The sequence below is a fragment of the Blautia sp. HA8986 genome, assembly GCF_056504635.1.
The window spans coordinates 424179-445335 of the sequence record NZ_JBWLUQ010000001.1 but is presented as its reverse complement, the minus strand read 5'-3'; the positions used below and the strand labels follow the sequence as shown (position 1 = coordinate 445335).

The following is a 21157-nucleotide window of genomic DNA, read 5'->3' as shown; positions in this document are numbered from 1 at the left end:
GGAGAAAGAACGCTTTTGCATCCTTTCTCCTTACTTAATTACATCATCGGATCAAGTCCCAGTGCCGGGTGTCCCTTCTCAGTAAGGAATGCTACCAGTGTCTCTGGATCTTCCGCGATTGTCTCATCACCGATCATATCTGTGAAGTTGTCGATTCCGTAAAGCTCTTTTGCAGTCTTGTTAAGTCTGTCAGCTACGAACTCTTTCAGTTCTTTCGGCATCCATACGATACGCTCGATACCGCCCTCAGCCTTCATGAACTTCTTGGAGGAAATGAAATGTTTACCATGTCCCATGAATCCAGGTGTCTGAACTCCACCACCTGTCATGGATGCCATCTCAGGGAATGTCATTCCAAGTGGTGTCATGCCTGCATACTCACGGTTGGCAATAACAACACCGTTGGAGAATGGCTCGATACCGCAGATACACTCGAAGCATCCGCAGGAAGTCATCGGATCCTGCATGATGGAGTACAGTGTAACGTGTTCCAGAGCACCCTGGGAGAATTTCTGAACTGCCTCATCAACGTCCTCATAAGAACCAAGATTCTCATCGATCGGGCGCTCTTTTGTGATGATCTGGCAAGGACCAGCCGGGTCAAGCTGATGAGTAGCTTTTGCATCCAGCCATGAAACCGCACCGCAAAGTCCAAGTCTCTCCGGTGTTACTACACATACATGGCTTGGTGCGAATGCCTGGCAAAGGATACAGCTGTAATATACATCAACAGATTCATCTGTCAGAGTATCAAGACGCTCATCACGTTTGTCAAAGATCGGGATTGCAACCTCATGACGGATTCTTGTACACTCAGCAGGATCTGTATAGATAACAACCTCACATTTATCAACAACTGCATCGAACTCATTTTTAACAGATGCATAAAGAACTTCACCGATATGTTTGATTCTGAATCCAGCATTAAATGCGTCAATGCTGATACGGATACGCTGCATATCACGCTGTCCTGTATGGTATACACCCTCGATACAGTTGATGTAGTTGTGGAATTTACGCTCGATAACCGGCTCAAAGTCAGCCTGCATGTTCTTACCTGCAACTTTAACAACATATGCAATGCTGTTCTTGCTGCCGAATTCCATCTCGTCTACTTCAGGTCCGATTACTGTGATCTTGTGATCCTCGATCTCAGAAGCATCGCAGGTATGTACAAGCTCTGCACAGTCTACACGGGAACCATCGAACTCAACCTGCATGTCTTTACGACGGATGATCTCACCCTCGAATGCAGATGCGAAAGCAACCGGAATATCGATATTTGTGATCTTGATCTTAATGTCACGTGCCTCAAGGGAAGTAGCGTTGAATTTGCTTACGTCCTCCTGAACGATAAGGCTCTTCGGTACGCGGAAGATATTCTCTGTCTCATTTGTAATAACCGGGAAACCAAGTGCAATAGCACCTGCGCCACATGCTACGATCACATCATCCAGAGGTTTGAATGCGTTAACGAATGCCGGTACACGATCCATTGTGTATTTCATAAGTGTTCCTGCATCTCCAGGTGTTACATTACCGAAGATCAGAGCTGCACGGATCGCAACGGAAACTACATGAACAACAGATGTAACATCTTTTCCAAGAGGAATAACACGTACGTTAGCGCCTGTCTTCATTCCGGCTTCAGCAACCTGGTCGATGATTCCTCCAACCAGTGTTACAAGGATACCCTGTGCCTGATAGCTCTTTACAAGGGCAACACCCTCTTCTGTAGTAGGAGCAGCACCAAGGATAACTGCAACGCCTGGGATATCGCCTGTTACAAGCGGTACACCGAGCTCACGGATAACAGCATCACCAAGATGGCCATAGCATGGCTCCTCATAAGGAGTTGCTCCGTCGATATATTTAAGAACCTCGATGAACTCTGCGCAGAGTGCTGTAGCAACACCGGACATAAATGCATCATTCAGTCTTTTCTCTCTTGTCATAAGTGTTTTTACAACGCCAAGAGCTTCTTTTAATTCTTTTAATGTTGTAACTTTTGTTCCTGTTACAGCATAGTAGCAAGGAAGGCTGTAAGCGGTATTCGGGAAGCTGACAGCTTTGTCTTCGCCATACTGAGCGATCGCGCCGTCAATAGCACCCTCTGTTAAACCATATACAGCATCGTTTCCGCCGAATACTCTATCAAATAAAGTCACTGTAATACCTCCTATTTTTACAGAATTGAATTCTGATCAATTTTGTCTTTGATTTTTCTGATTTCAGCTGTTACAGTTTCACTGAAATCGTAGGGAGATTTTCCCTGACGATCAGCATCTATAACTTCTGTATTGTAGTGGATCATTCCAAGCAGATCTTCTGCCGGGATCTTATTCCGTATAAATTCCTCATCTTCCGGATTTCTTACCTTATTGGCCACGACCTTGACCTGGGAAACTCCCAGATCTTTTGCAAGACGTTTGACATTTTTATAAGTCTGAACACTTCTTGCCCCTGGTTCGATCACTACAATAAATTCATCCATGCTCTCCGTGGTGCCCCGGCCCAGATGTTCCAGGCCGGCTTCCATATCCATGATCACCACATCACCTCTGTGGATCACAAGGTTATTGATCACTCTTTTAAGCATCACATGTTCAGGACAGACGCATCCGCCTCCACCTGTTTCCACAGTCCCAAGGACAAGCAGCTTTACGCCATTACAGGTTTTTCCATAAGTATCCGGAATATCGTCTACCTTTGGGTTCAGTTTATAAAACTGATTCTGGCTGTTGGCTCCGGTACGTTCTTCTATAAGCTTACGCATTTTTGAGATCGGAACAATAGAGTCCAATGTTTCCTCATCAAATCCAAGGGCAAGACCCAGGTTTGCATCCGGATCCACGTCTGCTGCAAGGACTTTCTTTCCCTCATCTGCGTATAATCTTGCAAGTGTTGCTGCGAAAGTGGTCTTTCCTACTCCACCTTTACCGGTTACTGCTATTTTCATTTTACGTCTTCCACCTTTTATAACATTTTAAAGATTGCAACGGATTAGATTCCTAATGCTGTTCTCTTCTCTTCAATTCTCTCGATCATAAGATCAACTAATTTCTCGATGTCTGTCTCTACTGTGTAAGCAGCACCTGTCCATTTTCTTGTTCCCTCTGTAAGAAGTTCACACATTTCTGAAGAACCGGAAACATATGGATCAACACCAAGGAATGTATCAATACCGGTACCAACTACGTAGTTACCGATGGATACAGCTTTTTCAGACATCCACTCAGGAGCACATCCTACTACCGGAAGCTGATTGATCTGAAGTCCTGAATCTTTTGCAAGTTCAGCAGCCAGAATCATCATACGGGAGATATCTACACAGGATCCCATATGAAGTACCGGCGGGATGTCAGCCAGCTCACAGACACGTTTCAGACCTGCACCACAGAGATCTCTTGCAGATTTGTCCATCAGACCAGCTTTTGCAGCTGCCTGTGCTGAACATCCGGAAGCAATGATAATGATATCATTTGCGATACACTTCTTCATCAGTTCGATATGTGCATAGTCAGGACGGATCTTAGGATTGTTACATCCAACCATAGCGACAGCACCACGGATAACACCGGAAGTGATGCACTCAAGTAATGGTTTGGTTGTTCCTGTTACGTCAACCTGAGAGTTTGTAACACCATCAAGAACTTTAACGATCGCTTCTACTGAGTAACCAACAGTAGCTTTCTGTTTCAGCTGTGGGATATGTACAAGCTCAGGTTTTCTGTTCTTGAAGTTATCGATAGCCATCTTAACGATTGCTTTAGCATTTTCTCCGGCTGTCTCAGCGTTGAATCTGATAAATTCAGAATCCGGCATCTGAGCGATCGGAGAAGTTGTAACAAATTTGGTATGGAAGCATTTGCTCAGAGGTCCTAATGCAGGGAAGATACACTGAACGTCAACTACGATCGCCTCGCAGGCACCTGTCAGTACTACGTTCTCCTGCTGCAGGAAGTTACCAGCCATCGGAACACCACGACGCATAGCTACCTCATTAGAAGTACAGCATACACCGGAAACTGTAATTCCTTTTGCTCCTACGGATTTTGCATAATCGATCATTTCTTTGCTGTCTGCATACTCACAGATCATCTCAGAAAGACTCGGATCATGTCCGTGCACAACAATGTTTACGTTCTCTTCAACCATTACTCCAAGGTTAGCCTCTGTGTCAAGCGGCTTCGGGGTTCCGAATAATACATCAGAGAACTCTGTTCCCATCATGGAACCGCCCCATCCATCAGCCATGCCGCAACGAAGAGACTGTTTTACAAGTGCTTCCGGAAGAGAAGAACATCCCATATGAGACATATGCAGAGAACTTGCAACCTCACGGTCAATAGCACGTGGTGCGATTTCGTTCTCGATCAGTTTTTCTTTCTGTCCTGCTGGCATTCTGTCAAGGAATCTCTGATATCCGAACGGTTTACCATATTCCATAAGACCGATCTCTGCCATCTCATGAGCCAGATCATAGATATCCTTGCCTTCTGTTTCTACGCCCCACTCTTTAGCAATGCGAAGAAGTTTCTCAGGATCTTTTACCTGATAATTTCCGCCCTCTTTTGCGCAGTACAGTGTATGACAGATCTCACGACCATGATCGGAGTGAGTAGCTGCACCACCAGCTGTAAATTTAAGGAAGTTTCTTCCTACGATACCATGAGCATCACATCCGCAGACTCCTCTTGGAGCCTTCGGTGTAATACGGCACGGTCCCATTGCACAGATACGGCAGCAGATACCCTGCTCACCGAATTTACAGTGCGGAGTCTGGTTCTTTGCACGGATCTGCCATGCATCTGCTCCTACCTTTGCACCTGTCTCAAGAAGACGGGCTGTAGCGGCTTCAAATTCCTCCACTGTAGTTAATTTGAATTCACTCATTATAGACCTCCTTTAATAGCACATCTATTTATTTTTTCTTTTTTTATAATAAGCCCCTGGGCAGGAACCCATCCCCACCCATGGGTTATTCTCTTTTTTAAAAAAAGGTTTATATTAATTATAAACCTAATTTATCAAAAATTTCAAAAGCTGCTTTTCTCATCGGATTGTCCTCAGGAAGAGTAACGGTTGGTTTACCATCGCAGTCATATTCATAAACTGCTTCATCCTGTGGTACCACACCGATCAGATCGAGTCCCTGATTCCGGATCTCCTCAAGAATTCCGGAATTCAGTTCTGCTTTTGGTGCGCGATTGATAATAAGACCCACTCTGGAAGGCTTCATATCACATTCCTTAATAAGCTCTGCTATTCTTCCGACTGCCTGTACTCCTCTTCTGGAACAGTCACTTACAAGGATCGCTGTCTCCATACTTGGAAGGATTCCTCTGCTGATATGTTCCATTCCTGCTTCATTGTCCACAACAATATATGGATAATTCTTCTGGTATTTGGCAAGCTGTGCCTGAAGCAGACCGTTTACAAAGCAATAGCATCCTTTTCCCTGTGTTCTTCCCATCACAAGAAGATCGTAATCATCTTCCTCAGCAAGAGCATCCTCGAAACGTACCTCTGCATAATCTGCCTTGGACATTCCTTTTGGAATCGGGCTTTTCTCTGTCATCTCAGCATGTGCAATCTCCTCACGTACATCGCCAAGAGTTGTATCTACTTCTACGCCAAGAACCTCGTTCAAATTTGAATTGGCATCTGCATCTACCGCCAGTACAGGTCCTTTTTTCTTTTCGCAGAGATACTGGATCAGCATTCCGCATAATGTAGTTTTTCCAACGCCGCCTTTTCCTGCGACTGCAATAACATGTGCCATAAAACGGGCACCTCCTGATTTAATATCTGTTATGCCGGCGCATAAGGGAGGTGCCTGATACTGTTCTGACACCTCCGCATCGTGCCGGAATTCTTATTTATTCTGTTGATAATTAGATAAGTGTCCGAAGTCCGGATCTGTCAATGATCTCGGATACATCCTTCCACTTGTTTAATGCATAAAGATGGATTCCGTCAACACCAAGTGCACGATATTCATCAATCTGTCTGATAGTATATTCAATTCCTTCTTCTTTAAAACGTTTAAGCTTGTCCTCATAGAACATATCAAACGGTTTTCCGTCAGCATCTTTTGCGTTGAACGGATTCGGGAACAGCCAGTTTCTGGAAATAAGTCTGCAAAGCTCACTGTCCATTACACAACCGTTACGTGAAAGAGCCATATTGATGGTGGCAGCCTGATCAAGAATCGGCATAACTCCAACATCCACAGGCATTGTAACACCAGCTTCACGAATCGCGTCCAGCCAGTATTTAAACTGCTCCATATCCCAGCAGAGCTGAGTCATAATGTAGTCAGCTCCGTTATCCTGTTTCTGTCTTAAAACAGCGATATCTGCATCCAGACTGCGGCATGCGATGTGTCCTTCCGGTGAACCGGCTACTGCGATCTCAAACTTATCGCCGAACTCATCACGCACAAATTTAACAAGGTCTGTCGCATAATTAAAATCGCCGCATGTTGTTGTCTCGCCAAGCGGAATATCACCGCGAAGCGCAAGCATATGGTCAACATCTTCAGCCAGATACTGCTGAAGCTGTTTTTTAATTCCTTCTTTTGTATTCTTGATTACTGTGAAGTGTGTTACAGGAATTGTTCCTGCATTTCTGATCATCTGGCATACTTCTCTGTTGGCTCCGACATTTCCTCCGCCTGCACCGTATGTACAGGAAATATACTCTGGCTTGTACTTCATGAGATGCTCGATGGTTCCCGGCAGATTTGTCATGCCTTTTTCTGTTTTTGGTGGAAAAAGCTCAAAGGAAAGCAACATTTTTTCTCTCATTGCATCTGATAATTTCATTGATCGTTCCTCCACGTCTTAACCTTTTATTATAGAAATGATTTTTATCATTGTCTCAGTTCACATTTCAGTCATCCGATGCAAAAATCAGTCACACTGTAGTTTAACGATACTATTTGCAAGATCCACCATAAGGATACTGCCTTCTACCACGCGCTCATCTCCCATGATGTCACGAAGAATCAGCTTATTTCCATCTACATCGATCCGGCTCACATTTTTAAAAATCACCGAATTATCTTCATCTTTATATACAGTTGCAAGACACATATTCAATTCCTCCAATTAGCGGTTTCTGTCTTCCGCTATGCTGTCAAAATCACTCTGTCAGATTTATTTCAGTTCTTCCTTAACAAGTGTAAGGGCAAGACCCAGTCTCATATTACCTTTCTGAAAGTCAGATACTGCCTCCTTGATTGTCCTGGCAGCTGCATCCATATTGAGCTTCTTAAGATTATCAGCCATCTGGTCAAGCTCTGCTGCATGATGCTCATTATGCTGCAGCATATAGGTAAGAAGTGCTACTGTCTCATTCTTACAGTCACCGGACTCACAGGATCCGCAATGTCCATCACCGTGTGTATGGCAATGTCCCTCTCCTTCCGCATGACTGTGTGTATGGCTGTGAGTCATACCATCTTCATGAGTATGCTCATGTGTATGTTCGTGGCTGTCAGCATGGCCATGCTGTACAAGATTGCCATTCTCATCTTTGATTAAATGCATATATACCCCTTTCCTGTATCCGTATGACGGACACGTTCATGACAAGAATTTATCAATTAAATTCATTATACATCTTTTTCCTTTCATTATCAAGGAATTTATTATAAAAAATAGCCAATTTTCAGTCCCTTATTTCTTGTTTTTTCAAAAACTTTGACAGCTAATTAACCCGATTGTTTCTATTTTAACGAAGTTAGTTTTTCCAAACCAGCAGCTATTGTCTTCTGACGCTCTGCTTCTGCATTCAAGCTTTATCACTTTTGTAATATATTTGATGTGATTCTTTCATATTTTTGTGCTATAATAGCAAAAACTTGGGAAACAGAACAAACAATAGGAGGAATTATTTTGAAAGAAACTGTTTTTCTGAACAACGACAGAGAAATGCCCCTTCTGGGGCTTGGTGTATATAAGTTGCCCGATGACGTACAGGCTGAAGCTGCCGTTACCTCTGCGATCTCCTCAGGCTACCGCATGATCGACACTGCTTCTGTGTATAAGAACGAAGAAAGTGTAGGACGTGCCATTGCGAAATGCGGTGTCCCCCGCAAAGATCTTTTTATCACCAGCAAAATCTGGAACACTGCCCAGCGGCTGGGAGATGTCCAGGGAGCTTTTTCACGAAGTCTTGATCGTCTCAAACTCAGCTATGTTGATCTCTATCTGATCCACTGGCCTGTTCCCGGCTGCTACTTAAGCACCTGGAAGGAACTTGAAAATATCCTGGAATCCGGCCGTGCCTTAAGCATTGGTGTCAGCAATTTCGACATCCGCCATCTGGAAGAGCTACGTAAAGTTTCCGGTATCATTCCTGCTGTTAATCAGATCGAATGCCATCCTCTGTGTTTTCCTTCTGAACTGATTGAATACTGCAGGGCTTTTGGTATCCAGGTACAGGCTTACTCTCCCCTGGCAAGAGGTGCTTATTTTGACAATGATGTGATGTGTGTCCTTGGAACGAAATATGCAAGAACTCCTGCACAGATCGGACTTCGCTGGGCTGTCCAGAAGGGAATCTCCGTGATTCCGAAATCTATAAATCCGGAACGCATCCGGAGCAATAGTGATATTTTTGATTTTAATATTGAAGAGGAAGATATGGCTATCATTGATACACTGAATGAAAATCTGCATGTATCTCATGTCCCGGAAGATCTCCGAGACATTCAGTTTTGACAAACATGATATAATATAAGACATTAAATATAAAAAAGGATATCCGGCTGGTCTGCTATATGCGTCCCCAAAATCAGATTTTGAAATCTGACCTTTCATCCGGGACAGTATATATTCGATCCATACAGATATCCTTTATAATTATACTTCTATAGTTATACTCCAAACGCTTCCGGATTTCAGATCTTTATTCCCACGGAAGCATTGGTGTTTCGACTTTTTTATCACGCAGCATCAGATCCATAACTGCTTCCGATGCCGGTTTCCCTTCAAAAAGCACTTTATTCACTTCTGTAATAATCGGCATTTCTACCTCATATTTCTCAGAAAGCTCTCTTGCAGCTCTTGCAGAGTAAACACCTTCCACAACCATCTGAACTTCGTCCATGGCCTGTTCCATTGTCTTTCCCTGTCCAATGAGATAACCTGCTTTTCGGTTGCGGCTGTGTACACTCGCACAGGTAACAATCAGATCTCCGATTCCTGAAAGACCGTAGAATGTTTCCATCTGTGCTCCCATTTTCTTTCCAAGTCTTGCAATCTCTGTGATTCCTCTGGTGATCAGTGCCGCTTTTGTGTTGTCACCATACCCAAGTCCGTCTGCAGTACCCGCTGCCAGGGCAATCACATTCTTAAGTGCTCCGCCAAGTTCAACTCCAAGAATATCCGGTGTTGTATACACACGGAATACCGGACTCATGAAAATACCCTGAAGATACTCCGCAGTTTCTCTCGTATGTGCACTAACTACACAGGTGGTAGGAATACCCTTTCCGACTTCCTCAGCATGGCTGGGCCCGGAAAGTACTGTCACATCTCCCTGCGGGATTTCTTCTTCGATCACTTCACTAAGTGTTTTCAGTGTTTTTTCTTCGATACCCTTTGCAACATTGACGATTTTCTGTCCCTCCCGGACAAAAGGTGCCATTTTGTGTGCTGTGCTTCGGATATATGGAGAAGCTACAGCCAGCACTGCTGCATCTGCGTCCCGCAGTGCACGTTCCAGGTCTGTCAGGATCTCGATTGCATCAGGGAGCACCACACCTGGAAGCCTGCTGGAATTTTCTCTTTTTCCCGGAGTTTCCGGGCATCTTCCGGCCTTGCTGACCAGAGAAGTACTTCATGGCCGTTATTATGCAGAAGGAGAGCCAGAGCCATCCCCCAGCTTCCTGAACCAAGTACGCTGATTTTTGCCATAAATCTTACCTCTTATTTTTATTCTTACCGCTCAGGAACACCTTGTTCTCCGTTCCGTGAATAAGCCTGCCGATATTTGCACGATGTCTGTAAAAAGCCATTCCTGTAAGAACCGCCATTACAGCATACAACTCGATCGTATGTGGCTGATCCATCCCGTATTTTCCCATCTTTCCAAAAACAAGAACCAGAATAAATGCTGCCGCATATGCGCTGAGTGAACACAAAGATACATAATGCGTTGTAAAAAACAGTGCAAAAAAGATCACTGCACACACAAGAAAGATCCGCCAGTCAAAGGCAATGATCATACCAACTGAAGCTGCGATTCCCTTGCCGCCGCGGAAATCCATGGAAATCGGGAAATTGTGTCCGAGGATACATCCCAGCGCCGCATACAATGTCAGAAGCGGAAGGATGCTGCTCATGGAATCGCCATAAATAATTCTTACAATCATGATCGCCAGCACACATTTCAGACAGTCTCCCAACAGGGTAAGTGCTCCCGCTTTTTTTCCGAAAGTACGAAACGCATTGGTAGTTCCTGCGTTTCCGCTGCCGTGTTCTCTGATATCTGTCTTGTGAACCTTTCCTATAATATAGCCTGTCTGAAAAAGTCCGCACACATAACCAATAACAAGACAAATAATACGTTCCATAGCTTATTCCTTTTCCCCGCGCTCGCGGATGATGAATTTCAGAGAAGTTCCTGCAAATCCGAAAGCATCCCTGATCTTGTTCTCCAGATATCTTACATAGGAGAAATGCATAAGTTCCTTGTCATTTACAAAGATAACAAATGTCGGCGGTTTTACTGCAACCTGAGTCATATAGAAGATCTTCAGTCTTCGTCCTCTGTCAGACGGCGGCTGCTGCAAAGCTACAGCCTCGGAAAGGATCTCGTTGAGAACACCTGTCTGAACACGAAGTGTCTGATTCTCAATGACCATATCAATATTTTCAAAAAGTTTCGGAAGTCTCTGGCCTGTTTTTGCAGAGATAAAAATAATCTGGGCATATGGCATAAAGGAAAGGATCTGACGGATTTTCTCTGTATGCTTGTAGATAGTCTTGTCGTTCTTCTCAATGGCATCCCATTTATTTACCGCTACAATGATACCCTTACCCCTGTCATGCGCGATACCTGCGATCTTGGCATCCTGCTCTGTAACTCCCTCAGAAGCATCGATCACAACAACTACCACATCTGCACGCTCCACTGCAGTTACTGTACGGATAACGCTGTAACGCTCAATCTCTTCTTTTACTTTGCCTTTACGGCGAAGTCCTGCTGTATCGATAAATACATAATCCTTATGGTTCCATGTAACCTTGGTATCAATGGCATCACGTGTGGTTCCTGCGATATTGGATACAATCACCCGCTCCTCACCAAGAAGTTTATTAATGAGGGAGGATTTACCCACATTAGGCTTACCTACAATGGCGATCTTCGGAATATCATCCTGATCTTCTTCCTCACTCTTATCCGGGAATTCTCTGATCACTTCATCCAGCATATCTCCAAGTCCCTGTCTGTTAGCTGCTGAAACCGGAATCGGCTCACCGATTCCAAGATTATAGAACTCATAGACATCCATCATATATTTCTGATGGCTGTCTACCTTATTAACCACAAGGCGTACCGGCTTTCCGCTGCGGCGGAGCATATCTGCTACTTTGGCATCGGAATCCACAAGCCCCTGACGCACATCTGTGATAAAAATGATCACATCTGCTGTATCAATGGCGATCTGTGCCTGCTCCCTCATCCTGGAAAGGATGATATCACTGCTGTCCGGCTCGATACCGCCTGTATCGATCAGGGTAAATGTTCTGTCAAGCCATGTGACATCTGCATAGATTCTGTCACGTGTTACTCCTGGTGTATCCTTTACTATGGAAATATTATCACCTGCCAGAGCGTTAAATAAAGTGGATTTACCTACATTAGGCCTTCCCACTATCGCTACTACTGGTTTGCTCATAAATCTGTCTCCTTCTTGTTTTTTTATGTTCCGGAGGATTGATCACAGCCTCTACCAGATCCTTTCCTCCTGTGTCTACAATTACAATTTCTGTTTCAAGTGCATCAGAAAGTTCTTCCAGCGTCATATCATCCAAAAATATCTCCTCATCACCTTTCAGCATACTGCATGGAATGAGAAGTTTCTCTCCGAGTTCGATCCCGGAAAGCTGTTCTTTAAGATCCTGTCCTGTGATCAGGCCGGATACTGTGATCTTCTCACCGAAAAAGCGATTCTCAATTGTTCTGACCTGAATCTGTACATCGGGAAATTTCTTCTGTATTTCTTTTATATAATGGCTGATAAACGGAGCTGCAAGTTTACCTGTAGCAACAGTTCCTGTCGCCTTACGGCCATCTCCTTTCAGATCCTCCAGGGTTTCTTTCACCTCTGTTTCCAGAAGTCTCAACATTCCCACACCATTCTCCAGCTGAAGATAGCCGTCATACTCTTCTTCCTCCGGAAGTTCTCTGCCTGCCAGGATATACCATTCATCAGAAGCATGGATAAAGTGTATCCCGTGCTTCTCCATCATGATCTTCTGCCAACGGTGGATCTGTTCCAAAACCTTCTCTGCATCTTCTTTGTTAAAAGGCTCCAGCGGATACAAGCCTTTCCTGTATTTCGTAAGTCCTACTGGCACAACCGAAACACTCTGAAGGATCGGCGCATAAGCAGAAAGCTTCTCAAGGCTGTGATCCAGCTCATCTCCGTCATTTACTCCCTTACACAGTACGATCTGGCCATTCATGGTGATTCCTGCATTATACAGGGTATCTACCTTCTCCAAAGCCTTTCCCGCAAAACGGTTATGCAACATTTTGCACCGGAGTTCCGGATTCATGGTCTGGAACGAAATATTGATCGGCTCCAGATGATACCGGATCACACGTTCGATATCCCTCTCACTCATATTGGTAAGTGTCACATAATTTCCCTGCAGGAAAGAAAGCCTGGAATCGTCATCTTTAAAATACAGCGTCTCCCGCATATCAGGCGGCATCTGATCAATAAAGCAAAATATGCACTTATTTGAACAGGAGCGGTAATCATCCATCAGTCCCCCGTTCTCAAATTCTATTCCAAGGTCTTCCTCATATTCCTTCTCTACTTCCAGCTCCCATTCCTCACCGTCAGGCTTCTCCACCAGAAGTACGACAAGCTCTTCATTCATAAGATACCGGTAATCAAAGACATCCTCCACAGGCTGTCCGTTGACAGATATCAGTCTGTCTCCCGGTTCCAGCCCCAGCTCCTCGGCAATACTGTCGGGCAGCACCCTGGAAATCATATGCTTTCTTAATTTCATCATTATCTCCCTTTTCTATCCCGTATATAATGCTACTGTTCGTAATGCAGCCAACAGCACGCGGAATATCACCTGAGGATAGCACCTATTATAATAACAACTTTGCAGCCAAAAAGCAACACTTTGAGAAAACACCTTGACTGACATGTGTATCTGATGTTATAAATAGACTGAGAATTTTTTTATGACATATACTTAGGAGGAATATTATGCCAAACATAGAATTGCTGGAGAAGTCTATGCCTGTTGCCCCGATCCGCATCGCCGCACTTGCCGGATGCCGCGAACTGGCCGAGGAGGTTGACAAAAAGCTGGTTAAATTCCGTAAAGAACTTGTAGCAGCCAAAAAGTCCGCAATCATCCCTCAGGGCTATGCAGAAAAATCTTTCCTTGTAGACTGCGAGTGTCCTCGTTTCGGAACCGGTGAAGGTAAAGGTTACATCAAGGAATCCGTCCGCGGAACAGATCTTTTTATTATGGTAGACGTAACTAACTACAGTCTTACTTACAGCGTATGCGGCCATGAGAACCACATGTCTCCGGACGATCACTATCAGGATCTGAAGAGAATCATTTCTGCCGCCACCGGTAAAGCACACCGTATCAACGTTATCATGCCATTCCTTTATGAAGGACGTCAGCACAGACGTACCAAGAGAGAGTCTCTTGACTGTGCACTTGCACTTCGTGAGTTAAGTGCAATGGGCGTTTCCAACATCATTACTTTCGATGCCCATGACCCACGTGTACAGAATTCCATTCCGTTAAAAGGCTTTGACAACTTTTTCCCGACTTATCAGTTCCTGAAGGCACTGGTTAAGAATGTTCCGGATTTCAAAGTTGACAATGACCATCTTATGATCATCAGCCCGGATGAAGGCGCCATGTCACGTGCTGTATATTTTTCCAATATTCTTGGAGTTGATATGGGTATGTTCTATAAACGCCGCGATTACTCCACTGTAGTCAACGGAAAGAATCCTATCGTAGCTCATGAATTCCTTGGCGACTCTGTAGAAGGCAAGGATGTTATCATCATCGACGATATGATCTCTTCCGGAGAGAGTATGCTGGATGTTGCCCGTCAGCTGAAAGAGCGTAAGGCAGGACGTGTATTTGTCTGCACCACTTACGGTCTGTTCACAGACGGCGTTTCCAAATTCGATGAATACTACGAAAAAGGCTGGCTTGACAGAGTTATCACAACCAACCTTAACTATCGTGTTCCTGATCTTCTTGACCGTCCATATTACATCGAAGCTAATATGAGCAAATATCTTGCAAGCATCATGGACATCATCAACCATGATGTATCTGTTGAGAAAGTTCGTTCCAGTAACGAGAAGATCATGGATCTCATGAAGAAAGTCAACGAAAAGTAATAAATGCTCCCAGGTTTCCACGCTTCCCGTGAGAAGCCCTGTGCGAATATAGAAAGAGCGGATTACAGCAGGTACAGATACCTGGCATGGATATCCGCTCTTCTTTTATACCTGCATCCAGAAGTATCCTGCGGTTGGCCTCCCACAGATTGAGCTGATATTTGCCATCTGGCTTCCCGTAAAAAAGGACATCCCAGTATTTTTCATCAAAAGCTTCTTTAAACTGTTCGATCACATCTTCACTGACTTCATAACACTCCTGACAGATAGACGGACCGATAGCTGCATAAAGCTGTGACGGGTCTGTTCCAAATTCTTCTGCCATTTTTTCCACAGTTACTTTACCGATCTTTCCAACAGTTCCTCTCCATCCTGAATGGGAAAGTCCAACAGCCTTATTCTCCGGATCAGAGAAGAACAACGGCACACAGTCTGCATAAAAAGTTGCCAGTACCAGTCCCGGTGTATTGGTGATCATTCCATCCACATCTGTATATGGTCTTGGTTTCGTAATACCATTCCCTCTGTCTTCTTCTGTTACTACACGTACATTGGTGGTATGTGTCTGATCCGACGTTACGATATCCTCCATGGAAAATCCCATCGCGCCGGAAAGCCTGCGGTAATTTTCCCTTACTGCTTCTTCGTCATCGCCTCTTGTAAAGCTCAAATTCATGGATTCATAAATACCTTTACTGACGCCGCCAAGACGTGTGCTGAAACCATGCACCACTCCTGGAAGTGACTCAAAAGCCGGATATGTAAGCCAGGTAACTCCTTCTCTCTGATTTACGTTCATCAGCTGTCTGTTCTTATACCATTTAATCTCCATTCTGTATACCAACCCTTTCATTTGCAATATGAGCATATCCGTGCCCATTCTTCACGAATCTGTATTATTACCCTTGCCTGTATTCAAACGCATTTTTGATCCACCGGATCTCTTCTCCGTCAATCCCTACCACATCAAAACGGCAGGGAATGTCATCCTGAAATCCATTCCTGATAAGATAAAACAGCGCGACTTTGAGGATAGTCCGCTGTTTTTGTTTCCCCACTGCTGCAAAAGAACTTCCGCTTCTCCGGTCCTTCCGGTATTTCACTTCTATAAATACAAGATATCTTCCATCCCGGGCAATCAGATCGATCTCACCGTTCCTGCAGCGAAAATTCCTCTCCATGATCCGCAAGCCTTTCTTTTTCAGAAATTCCGCCGCCATTTCCTCATAATAAACACCTTTCGCTCTTCTGTTTTCTACCAGAAAAAAAATTCCTTTCTATTTTAATGTGGGTATCTTCTGTAATTCTGTTTTTATACAAAATGTGTAATAAAAGTTCTTCTGTGTATCGGACTTGGGCCATATTTCTTCAATGCCTCAATATGCGCCGCTGAACCATATCCTTTGTTAGATGCAAAACCATATTCAGGAATAACCTTATCATACTCTTCCATCATCCGGTCCCTGGTCACTTTTGCCACAATGCTTGCCGCTGCTATTGACACGCTTTTCGCATCGCCCTTAATGATCGGAACCTGCGGAATGGTAATTTCTGGTATGGTGACAGCATCGTTTAAAAGAAGCTGCGGCTGCACAGAAAGTTTGCTTACAGCCTGGCGCATAGCCTCATAAGTTGCCTGAAGGATGTTGATCTCATCAATCCTTTCCGGACTTGCCATTCCGATTCCAACAGAAACTGCCTCATCCAGAATCACATCGTAAAGCTCTTCTCTCTTTTTCGCAGTAAGCTTCTTGGAATCGTTAAGCCAGAGAATATCACAGTCCTTCGGCAAAATCACTGCACAGGCTACCACAGGTCCTGCAAGAGGACCTCTTCCTACCTCATCAATGCCACAGAGATAACCCAAATGCTCATATTTATGTTCATATTCCTTCATGATTTCTATGCGCCCGCGCTCTTTTTCCAAGGCATCAAGCTTTCTGCGGTATTGCTGGATCAGCTTCTGTACGCCGCTTCTCTCATCATTTTCATAATGCTGAAAAAGGGCGTTATATTCGCCCTCCTTCGCCGACGCAAAACGCGCCTTGATATCTTTCATTGTTTCCATTATGCTTCCTCCAGCTTTCCAGAAAACTCCAGCGTTACCCTGCCAAGTTTTCCGGACCGGAACTCTTCCAGTAAAAGACGGGAAGCTTTTTCATAATCAAGTTCTTCACCTTTCTTAAGACATCCTCTTGCTTTCGCTACAGCTGTGAGAATATCCAGAGGCTTCTGTTCTCCTTCCAGACCATATCGCTCTGAAAGAGATGACGGATAAAACTCCTGCAGATATCCGATCAGTCCAAGTGCAAGCTCCTCAATATTCAGGATATCGTCCTTGATGGAACCGATATACGCAAGACGCATACCAACTTCCTGATCCTCAAATTTCGGCCAAAGGATACCTGGTGTATCCAAAAGCTCCACGCTCTTGTTCAGACGGATCCACTGTTTTCCTTTTGTAACACCCGGCTTGTTTCCAGTCTTTGCACAGGCTTTTCCTGCAAATGTATTGATAAATGTTGATTTACCTACATTTGGGATTCCAGCTACCATGGCGCGTACCGGACGGTTCTTGATCCCACGTCTTCTGTCACGCTCGGTTTTCTCTTTGCAGGCCTCTGTAATAGCTGCAGAAACAGCTTTCATGGAACCTTTATTCCTGGAGTCTATGCTGACTGCATAAAATCCCTTTTCCTTAAAATATTCCATCCATGCGCGACTCTGCTTCTCATCAGCAAGATCAGCCTTGTTAAGAAGGATCATCCGCGCCTTGTTTTTTCCAAGTTCGTCAATGTCCGGATTACGGCTGGAAAGAGGAACCCTTGCATCTACAAGCTCAATGATCAAATCGATCAGCTTGATATCTTCCTGCATCTGACGTTTCGCTTTGGTCATATGTCCAGGATACCACTGTACGTTCATAATTCACCTCATTTATTTTATAAAACCAATTTTACTCTTCGGAGAAACTGTAAACCACAGTTTTCCTACAATATATTTCTTGCTTATGTTTCCAATATCACTGAAACGGCTGTCCTCACTGTTGTTCCGGTTATCTCCCAGAACAAAATATTCCCCGCTCTCCAGTGTGATAGAGCTTTCTGCAAGCCCTGCATTGGTGATATCCGCATAAGCTCCGTTCTCATCATACACTTTTCCGTTGATGTACACCTGGCCATCTTTGATAAGGACAGTCTCCCCCGGAAGTCCGATCACTCTTCGAATGTGGAGTGCTGCATCATCGCTGGCACTTGTCTTAAACACGATCACATCACCGCGCTTCGGAGAACCAAATTTATAAATAGCCCTGTTTACAAAAAATTTCTCCCCTACGGAATAAGTGGGTTCCATGGCACTCTCCTGCAGCGTCACACTCTGAAATCCGGAAATTGCCACCAAAATCGCAAAAACGATGGTTACAGCAATCTCAAATATCCATTTGACAATCCCTCGTGTCCTGTCATCGCGAAGTTTCTCTCTTGCTTCAGACACAGTTATGTTTTCCTTCAGACTGTCAATTTTTATTTTTTCTTTTAATCTCATATTCAGTCCCCTGTACAGCATAAAAATATCGGATATGATTTTATGCCTGCTGATGTAAAAAGAGGGACAATAGCAAATGTTATTGTCCCCAACTCTTTACATATGAAATTATTTTACAAGCTCTTTAACCTTAGCTGCTTTACCTACACGATCTCTCAGGTAGTTCAGTTTAGCACGACGTACTTTACCACGACGGATAACCTCAACCTTAACTACGTGTGGGGAATGAAGCGGCCATGTCTTTTCAACACCAACACCGTTGGAGCTCTTTCTAACTGTGAAAGTCTCTCTTGTGCTTCCTCCCTGTCTCTTAAGTACTGTACCCTCGAAGATCTGAACACGCTCACGTGTTCCCTCTTTGATAAGTGCGTGTACTCTTACTGTGTCTCCTACGCGGAACTGCGGTACTTCAGCTTTCAGCTGAGCGGACTCAATGTTCTTAATAATTTCGTTCATGTCTTTCTCTCCTTAATTATACTGGATGTTCTTAATACCCATATGGTAACAGAGGACCATCTTTTTTCACAACATAAGTGATTATACACTAGAAAAGTTCTCAATGCAAGAACTTTTTTCCTGGATTTTCGAGGGGTTTTACCAGCAGAGTACCTCATGTCCTGTCTCTGTGACAAGTACCATGATCTCCCACTGTGCTGACGGAAGGCCATCTTCCGTACGTACAGTCCAGTCATCGATCTCGTCTGTATAGATCTCATCGGATCCCATATTAACCATCGGCTCGATTGTGAAGATCATTCCCGGAACCATAAGTACGCCGGTATCTTCTTTTGATGTATAGCTTACCCACGGATCTTCGTGGAATTCAAGGCCTACTCCGTGGCCACCTATTTCCCTGACTACAGTGTAGCCATTTTCAACTGCATGTTTGTGCACTGCACTTCCCATATTTCCGATCGGAGTCCATGGTTTTACCTGCTCAAGGCCAAGCTCTACGCATTCTTTTGTTACACGGACAAGCTTCTCCTTCTCAGGGCTTACTTTGCCAATGCAGAACATACGGGAGGAATCAGAAAAATATCCCTGATAAATCGTGGAAACATCTACATTGACAATATCTCCTTCTTTCAGAACGATCTCCTCATCCGGTATTCCGTGGCATACCACTTCATTGATAGAGGTACACACACTCTTTGGAAAACCTTCATAATTAAGTGGTGCCGGAATTCCTCCATGGCGTACCGTTTCCTCATGTACCCAGTCATCGATCTGCTGTGTGGTTACGCCTGGTCCGATATGCTCTGCAACATAATCAAGAACTGCAATATTAATCTTGCAGCTCTCTTTGATCTTCTCAATCTGTGCAGGTGTCTTAATCAGATCATGGTCAAGAACCGCATATCCCTTCTTTTTCATGAGCTCCATCTTTTCATCAAATGCTTCATGGCATTTTTTATATTTCTTTCCGCTTCCACACCAGCACGGATCATTTCTTTCAATCTTTTTAGCCATCTTTTTCTTCTCCTTTTCGCAGTTGTATCGCTGCTTTTTCTTTTGTTTTTTATATTGTCAGATATATGATATCTGCCGCAAATCGAATGTTTTCTCTGCCTGATTTATCATAGCACAACTTGCTTTAAGATAAAAGTATTCTTTGTGTTTTTGGTTTGTTTTATATAACTTTTATATTGATATCATATCGAATTTTCTCGAAATATATGGTTTTTATTGTTTTCTCAATATCTTCTATTATAATAAGCTTATAACATATCTCTATGGAAGGAGTTTTACAAATGAAAAAGCTAAAAGATCTTCCAAACCACAGGTCCAATCCTCCGTATGGATTCCTGCCACAGGCAAAAAATATCACAGAATTCCCAACTGTGGAAATATGAATCCAAACCGTACGTGTAAGGTTACTCTCAGTCAGGCAAAGCAACGTGGTTACACTGCCTGCAAAAAATGTTATCGATAAATCAAGCGGATAAGATCATTCAATAAAAAAGATCGCGGATTCATCTTTTCTGATTATACAATGTATCTTTTAAAGATGAGCCTGCGATCTTTTTTATTATTTGATTATATCATTTCTGCGCTGCCGGCTGACGATTTCCGCCGGTTGCCATTGCCCGCATTCTTCCAAGTGCACTGGATACTGCCGGGACAGAAATCACCACAATGGTCAATATACCTTCCAGAAGAATATAACTGTAGTTATAGATGATCGGATACAATGCAGTCAGGGATTTCGGGAAATTATCCGGCATATAATCCATCCAGTAGATATATCCACCTAGCGCGTGGAATGCACCTCTTGCCAGTATGGCTGTAATATAGGCTTTCAGAAGGCCATATTTTTTGGATTTCGTAAATAATCCGGAAAGTCCCATTGCTCCGAATGCAAAGATGTAATCACAGCATACCTGAAAAAATGAAAGCACATATGGCTCCTGCAGGAACTGGAAAATTCCATATACAAGGCCTGTAAGAATTCCAACCTTAACACCGTACCAGTAACCGATCAGAACAATAAACAGCATGCTGAACAAAGTTACAGATCCGCCAAATGGCAGTTTAAACAGCTTAATATAAGATGTTACATATGCCAGGGCAAGTGCTGCCGCGCAGGTAACAAGCTGCTGTGTGGTAAGTTTTAAAGTGGATGTTTTCTTCTGAAGTAATGCAGCTATAAGAACTACAAGTACCAGAACTGCTACGATAGATGCAGTGTAACCTGCCGTTGTGAGACCGCCGTCGGCAGTCACAAGAAAATCAAACATATTCTTTCTCTCCTCCTTACGTTGGGATTACCCAAATCAAGTTCAAAGGTCGAAGCTTGTGCTTCCTCTCAGCCTGTCCGGCTCCCTTGGTCTTACCTATTGTAGCACATGGGGAAGTGGGTGTAAATATGTATGATCATGAGGTTTTTGAGAAAAAATGAGTAATAAAAACAGGTAAATGAACCAATTTTAAATGGTTTACTTACCTGTTTTACTCTTTCCTTGT

General features: G+C 43.8%; 20 protein-coding genes, 1 pseudogene and 1 riboswitch. Of the genes and pseudogenes, 2 read left to right on the top strand and 19 right to left on the bottom strand.

Annotated elements, in window-relative coordinates; genetic code table 11:
• Nucleotides 1-38: 38 nt before the first annotated feature.
• From acsB to AC04Q4_RS01900, 7 genes are all read right to left on the bottom strand, one after another.
• On the bottom strand, nt 39-2168 hold the full coding sequence (gene acsB, locus AC04Q4_RS01930; RefSeq protein ID WP_119240558.1) for an acetyl-CoA decarbonylase/synthase complex subunit alpha/beta: 2130 nt from the start codon (nt 2166-2168) through the stop codon (nt 39-41).
• A 17-nt stretch (nt 2169-2185) separates the two neighbouring features.
• Complete coding sequence (locus AC04Q4_RS01925) at nt 2186-2959, bottom strand: ATP-binding protein (RefSeq protein ID WP_173737121.1); 774 nt, start codon at nt 2957-2959, stop codon at nt 2186-2188.
• Between the two features lie 44 nt (nt 2960-3003).
• A complete protein-coding gene (gene cooS, locus AC04Q4_RS01920; RefSeq protein WP_119240556.1) occupies nt 3004-4896 on the bottom strand; it encodes an anaerobic carbon-monoxide dehydrogenase catalytic subunit in 1893 nt (630 codons plus the stop codon).
• Nucleotides 4897-5014: 118 nt separating this feature from the next.
• A complete protein-coding gene (locus tag AC04Q4_RS01915) occupies nt 5015-5785 on the bottom strand; it encodes an ATP-binding protein (protein ID WP_021975845.1) in 771 nt (256 codons plus the stop codon).
• Nucleotides 5786-5897: 112 nt separating this feature from the next.
• Complete coding sequence (locus tag AC04Q4_RS01910; RefSeq protein ID WP_476388375.1) at nt 5898-6830, bottom strand: methylenetetrahydrofolate reductase; 933 nt, start codon at nt 6828-6830, stop codon at nt 5898-5900.
• An 87-nt stretch (nt 6831-6917) separates the two neighbouring features.
• Nucleotides 6918-7100: a CooT family nickel-binding protein gene (locus tag AC04Q4_RS01905; RefSeq protein ID WP_119240554.1), complete on the bottom strand. Its 183-nt coding sequence runs from the start codon at nt 7098-7100 to the stop codon at nt 6918-6920.
• 63 nt (nt 7101-7163) lie between these two features.
• A complete protein-coding gene (locus AC04Q4_RS01900) occupies nt 7164-7556 on the bottom strand; it encodes a DUF8180 domain-containing protein (RefSeq protein WP_119240553.1) in 393 nt (130 codons plus the stop codon).
• Nucleotides 7557-7904: 348 nt separating this feature from the next.
• Here AC04Q4_RS01900 and AC04Q4_RS01895 point away from each other — a divergent pair, with 348 nt between their 5' ends.
• Nucleotides 7905-8732: an aldo/keto reductase gene (locus tag AC04Q4_RS01895; RefSeq protein ID WP_202020360.1), complete on the top strand. Its 828-nt coding sequence runs from the start codon at nt 7905-7907 to the stop codon at nt 8730-8732.
• A gap of 187 nt (nt 8733-8919) precedes the next feature.
• Here AC04Q4_RS01895 and AC04Q4_RS01890 read toward each other — a convergent pair.
• The 4 genes and pseudogenes from AC04Q4_RS01890 to AC04Q4_RS01875 all read right to left on the bottom strand — a co-directional run bounded on the left by AC04Q4_RS01890 (nt 8920) and on the right by AC04Q4_RS01875 (nt 13265).
• Nucleotides 8920-9929, bottom strand: a pseudogene (locus AC04Q4_RS01890) (NAD(P)H-dependent glycerol-3-phosphate dehydrogenase).
• 5 nt (nt 9930-9934) lie between these two features.
• Nucleotides 9935-10588, bottom strand: a complete 654-nt coding sequence (gene plsY, locus AC04Q4_RS01885; protein ID WP_476388374.1) for a glycerol-3-phosphate 1-O-acyltransferase PlsY — start codon at nt 10586-10588, stop codon at nt 9935-9937.
• 3 nt (nt 10589-10591) lie between these two features.
• Nucleotides 10592-11917, bottom strand: coding sequence for a ribosome biogenesis GTPase Der (gene der, locus AC04Q4_RS01880; protein ID WP_173737126.1), 1326 nt, complete (start codon nt 11915-11917; stop codon nt 10592-10594).
• Complete coding sequence (locus AC04Q4_RS01875; protein ID WP_476388373.1) at nt 11880-13265, bottom strand: DUF512 domain-containing protein; 1386 nt, start codon at nt 13263-13265, stop codon at nt 11880-11882. Before AC04Q4_RS01875 ends, der begins: the two co-directional genes overlap by 38 nt.
• Nucleotides 13266-13474: 209 nt before the next feature.
• Here AC04Q4_RS01875 and AC04Q4_RS01870 point away from each other — a divergent pair, with 209 nt between their 5' ends.
• Nucleotides 13475-14647 carry a ribose-phosphate pyrophosphokinase gene (locus AC04Q4_RS01870; RefSeq protein ID WP_119240550.1) on the top strand — a complete coding sequence of 391 codons (1173 nt, stop codon included), beginning with the start codon at nt 13475-13477 and terminating at the stop codon, nt 14645-14647.
• Here AC04Q4_RS01870 and pgeF read toward each other — a convergent pair.
• The 8 genes from pgeF to AC04Q4_RS01830 all read right to left on the bottom strand — a co-directional run bounded on the left by pgeF (nt 14634) and on the right by AC04Q4_RS01830 (nt 20931).
• A complete protein-coding gene (gene pgeF, locus AC04Q4_RS01865) occupies nt 14634-15479 on the bottom strand; it encodes a peptidoglycan editing factor PgeF (RefSeq protein ID WP_173737127.1) in 846 nt (281 codons plus the stop codon). The two genes, AC04Q4_RS01870 and pgeF, sit on opposite strands and share 14 nt — an antisense overlap.
• Nucleotides 15480-15546: 67 nt before the next feature.
• Nucleotides 15547-15909: a YraN family protein gene (locus AC04Q4_RS01860; protein ID WP_476389074.1), complete on the bottom strand. Its 363-nt coding sequence runs from the start codon at nt 15907-15909 to the stop codon at nt 15547-15549.
• A gap of 50 nt (nt 15910-15959) precedes the next feature.
• Nucleotides 15960-16715: a ribonuclease HII gene (locus AC04Q4_RS01855; protein WP_476388372.1), complete on the bottom strand. Its 756-nt coding sequence runs from the start codon at nt 16713-16715 to the stop codon at nt 15960-15962.
• A complete protein-coding gene (ylqF, locus tag AC04Q4_RS01850; RefSeq protein ID WP_173737129.1) occupies nt 16715-17572 on the bottom strand; it encodes a ribosome biogenesis GTPase YlqF in 858 nt (285 codons plus the stop codon). Before ylqF ends, AC04Q4_RS01855 begins: the two co-directional genes overlap by 1 nt.
• 12 nt (nt 17573-17584) lie before the next feature.
• Nucleotides 17585-18193 (bottom strand): signal peptidase I, encoded by a 609-nt coding sequence (gene lepB, locus AC04Q4_RS01845; RefSeq protein WP_173755300.1) that lies wholly within the window; start codon nt 18191-18193, stop codon nt 17585-17587.
• Between the two features lie 108 nt (nt 18194-18301).
• The gene (gene rplS / locus AC04Q4_RS01840; RefSeq protein WP_119240546.1) at nt 18302-18649 is read right to left on the bottom strand and encodes a 50S ribosomal protein L19; all 348 of its coding nucleotides are present in this window, start codon (nt 18647-18649) and stop codon (nt 18302-18304) included.
• Nucleotides 18650-18787: 138 nt separating this feature from the next.
• Complete coding sequence (locus tag AC04Q4_RS01835; protein ID WP_173737131.1) at nt 18788-19663, bottom strand: methionyl aminopeptidase; 876 nt, start codon at nt 19661-19663, stop codon at nt 18788-18790.
• Nucleotides 19664-20235: 572 nt separating this feature from the next.
• Nucleotides 20236-20931, bottom strand: coding sequence for an energy-coupled thiamine transporter ThiT (locus AC04Q4_RS01830; protein ID WP_476388371.1), 696 nt, complete (start codon nt 20929-20931; stop codon nt 20236-20238).
• A riboswitch (TPP riboswitch) is annotated at nt 20928-21029 on the bottom strand. It overlaps the preceding gene by 4 nt.
• Nucleotides 21030-21157: the final 128 nt, after the last annotated feature.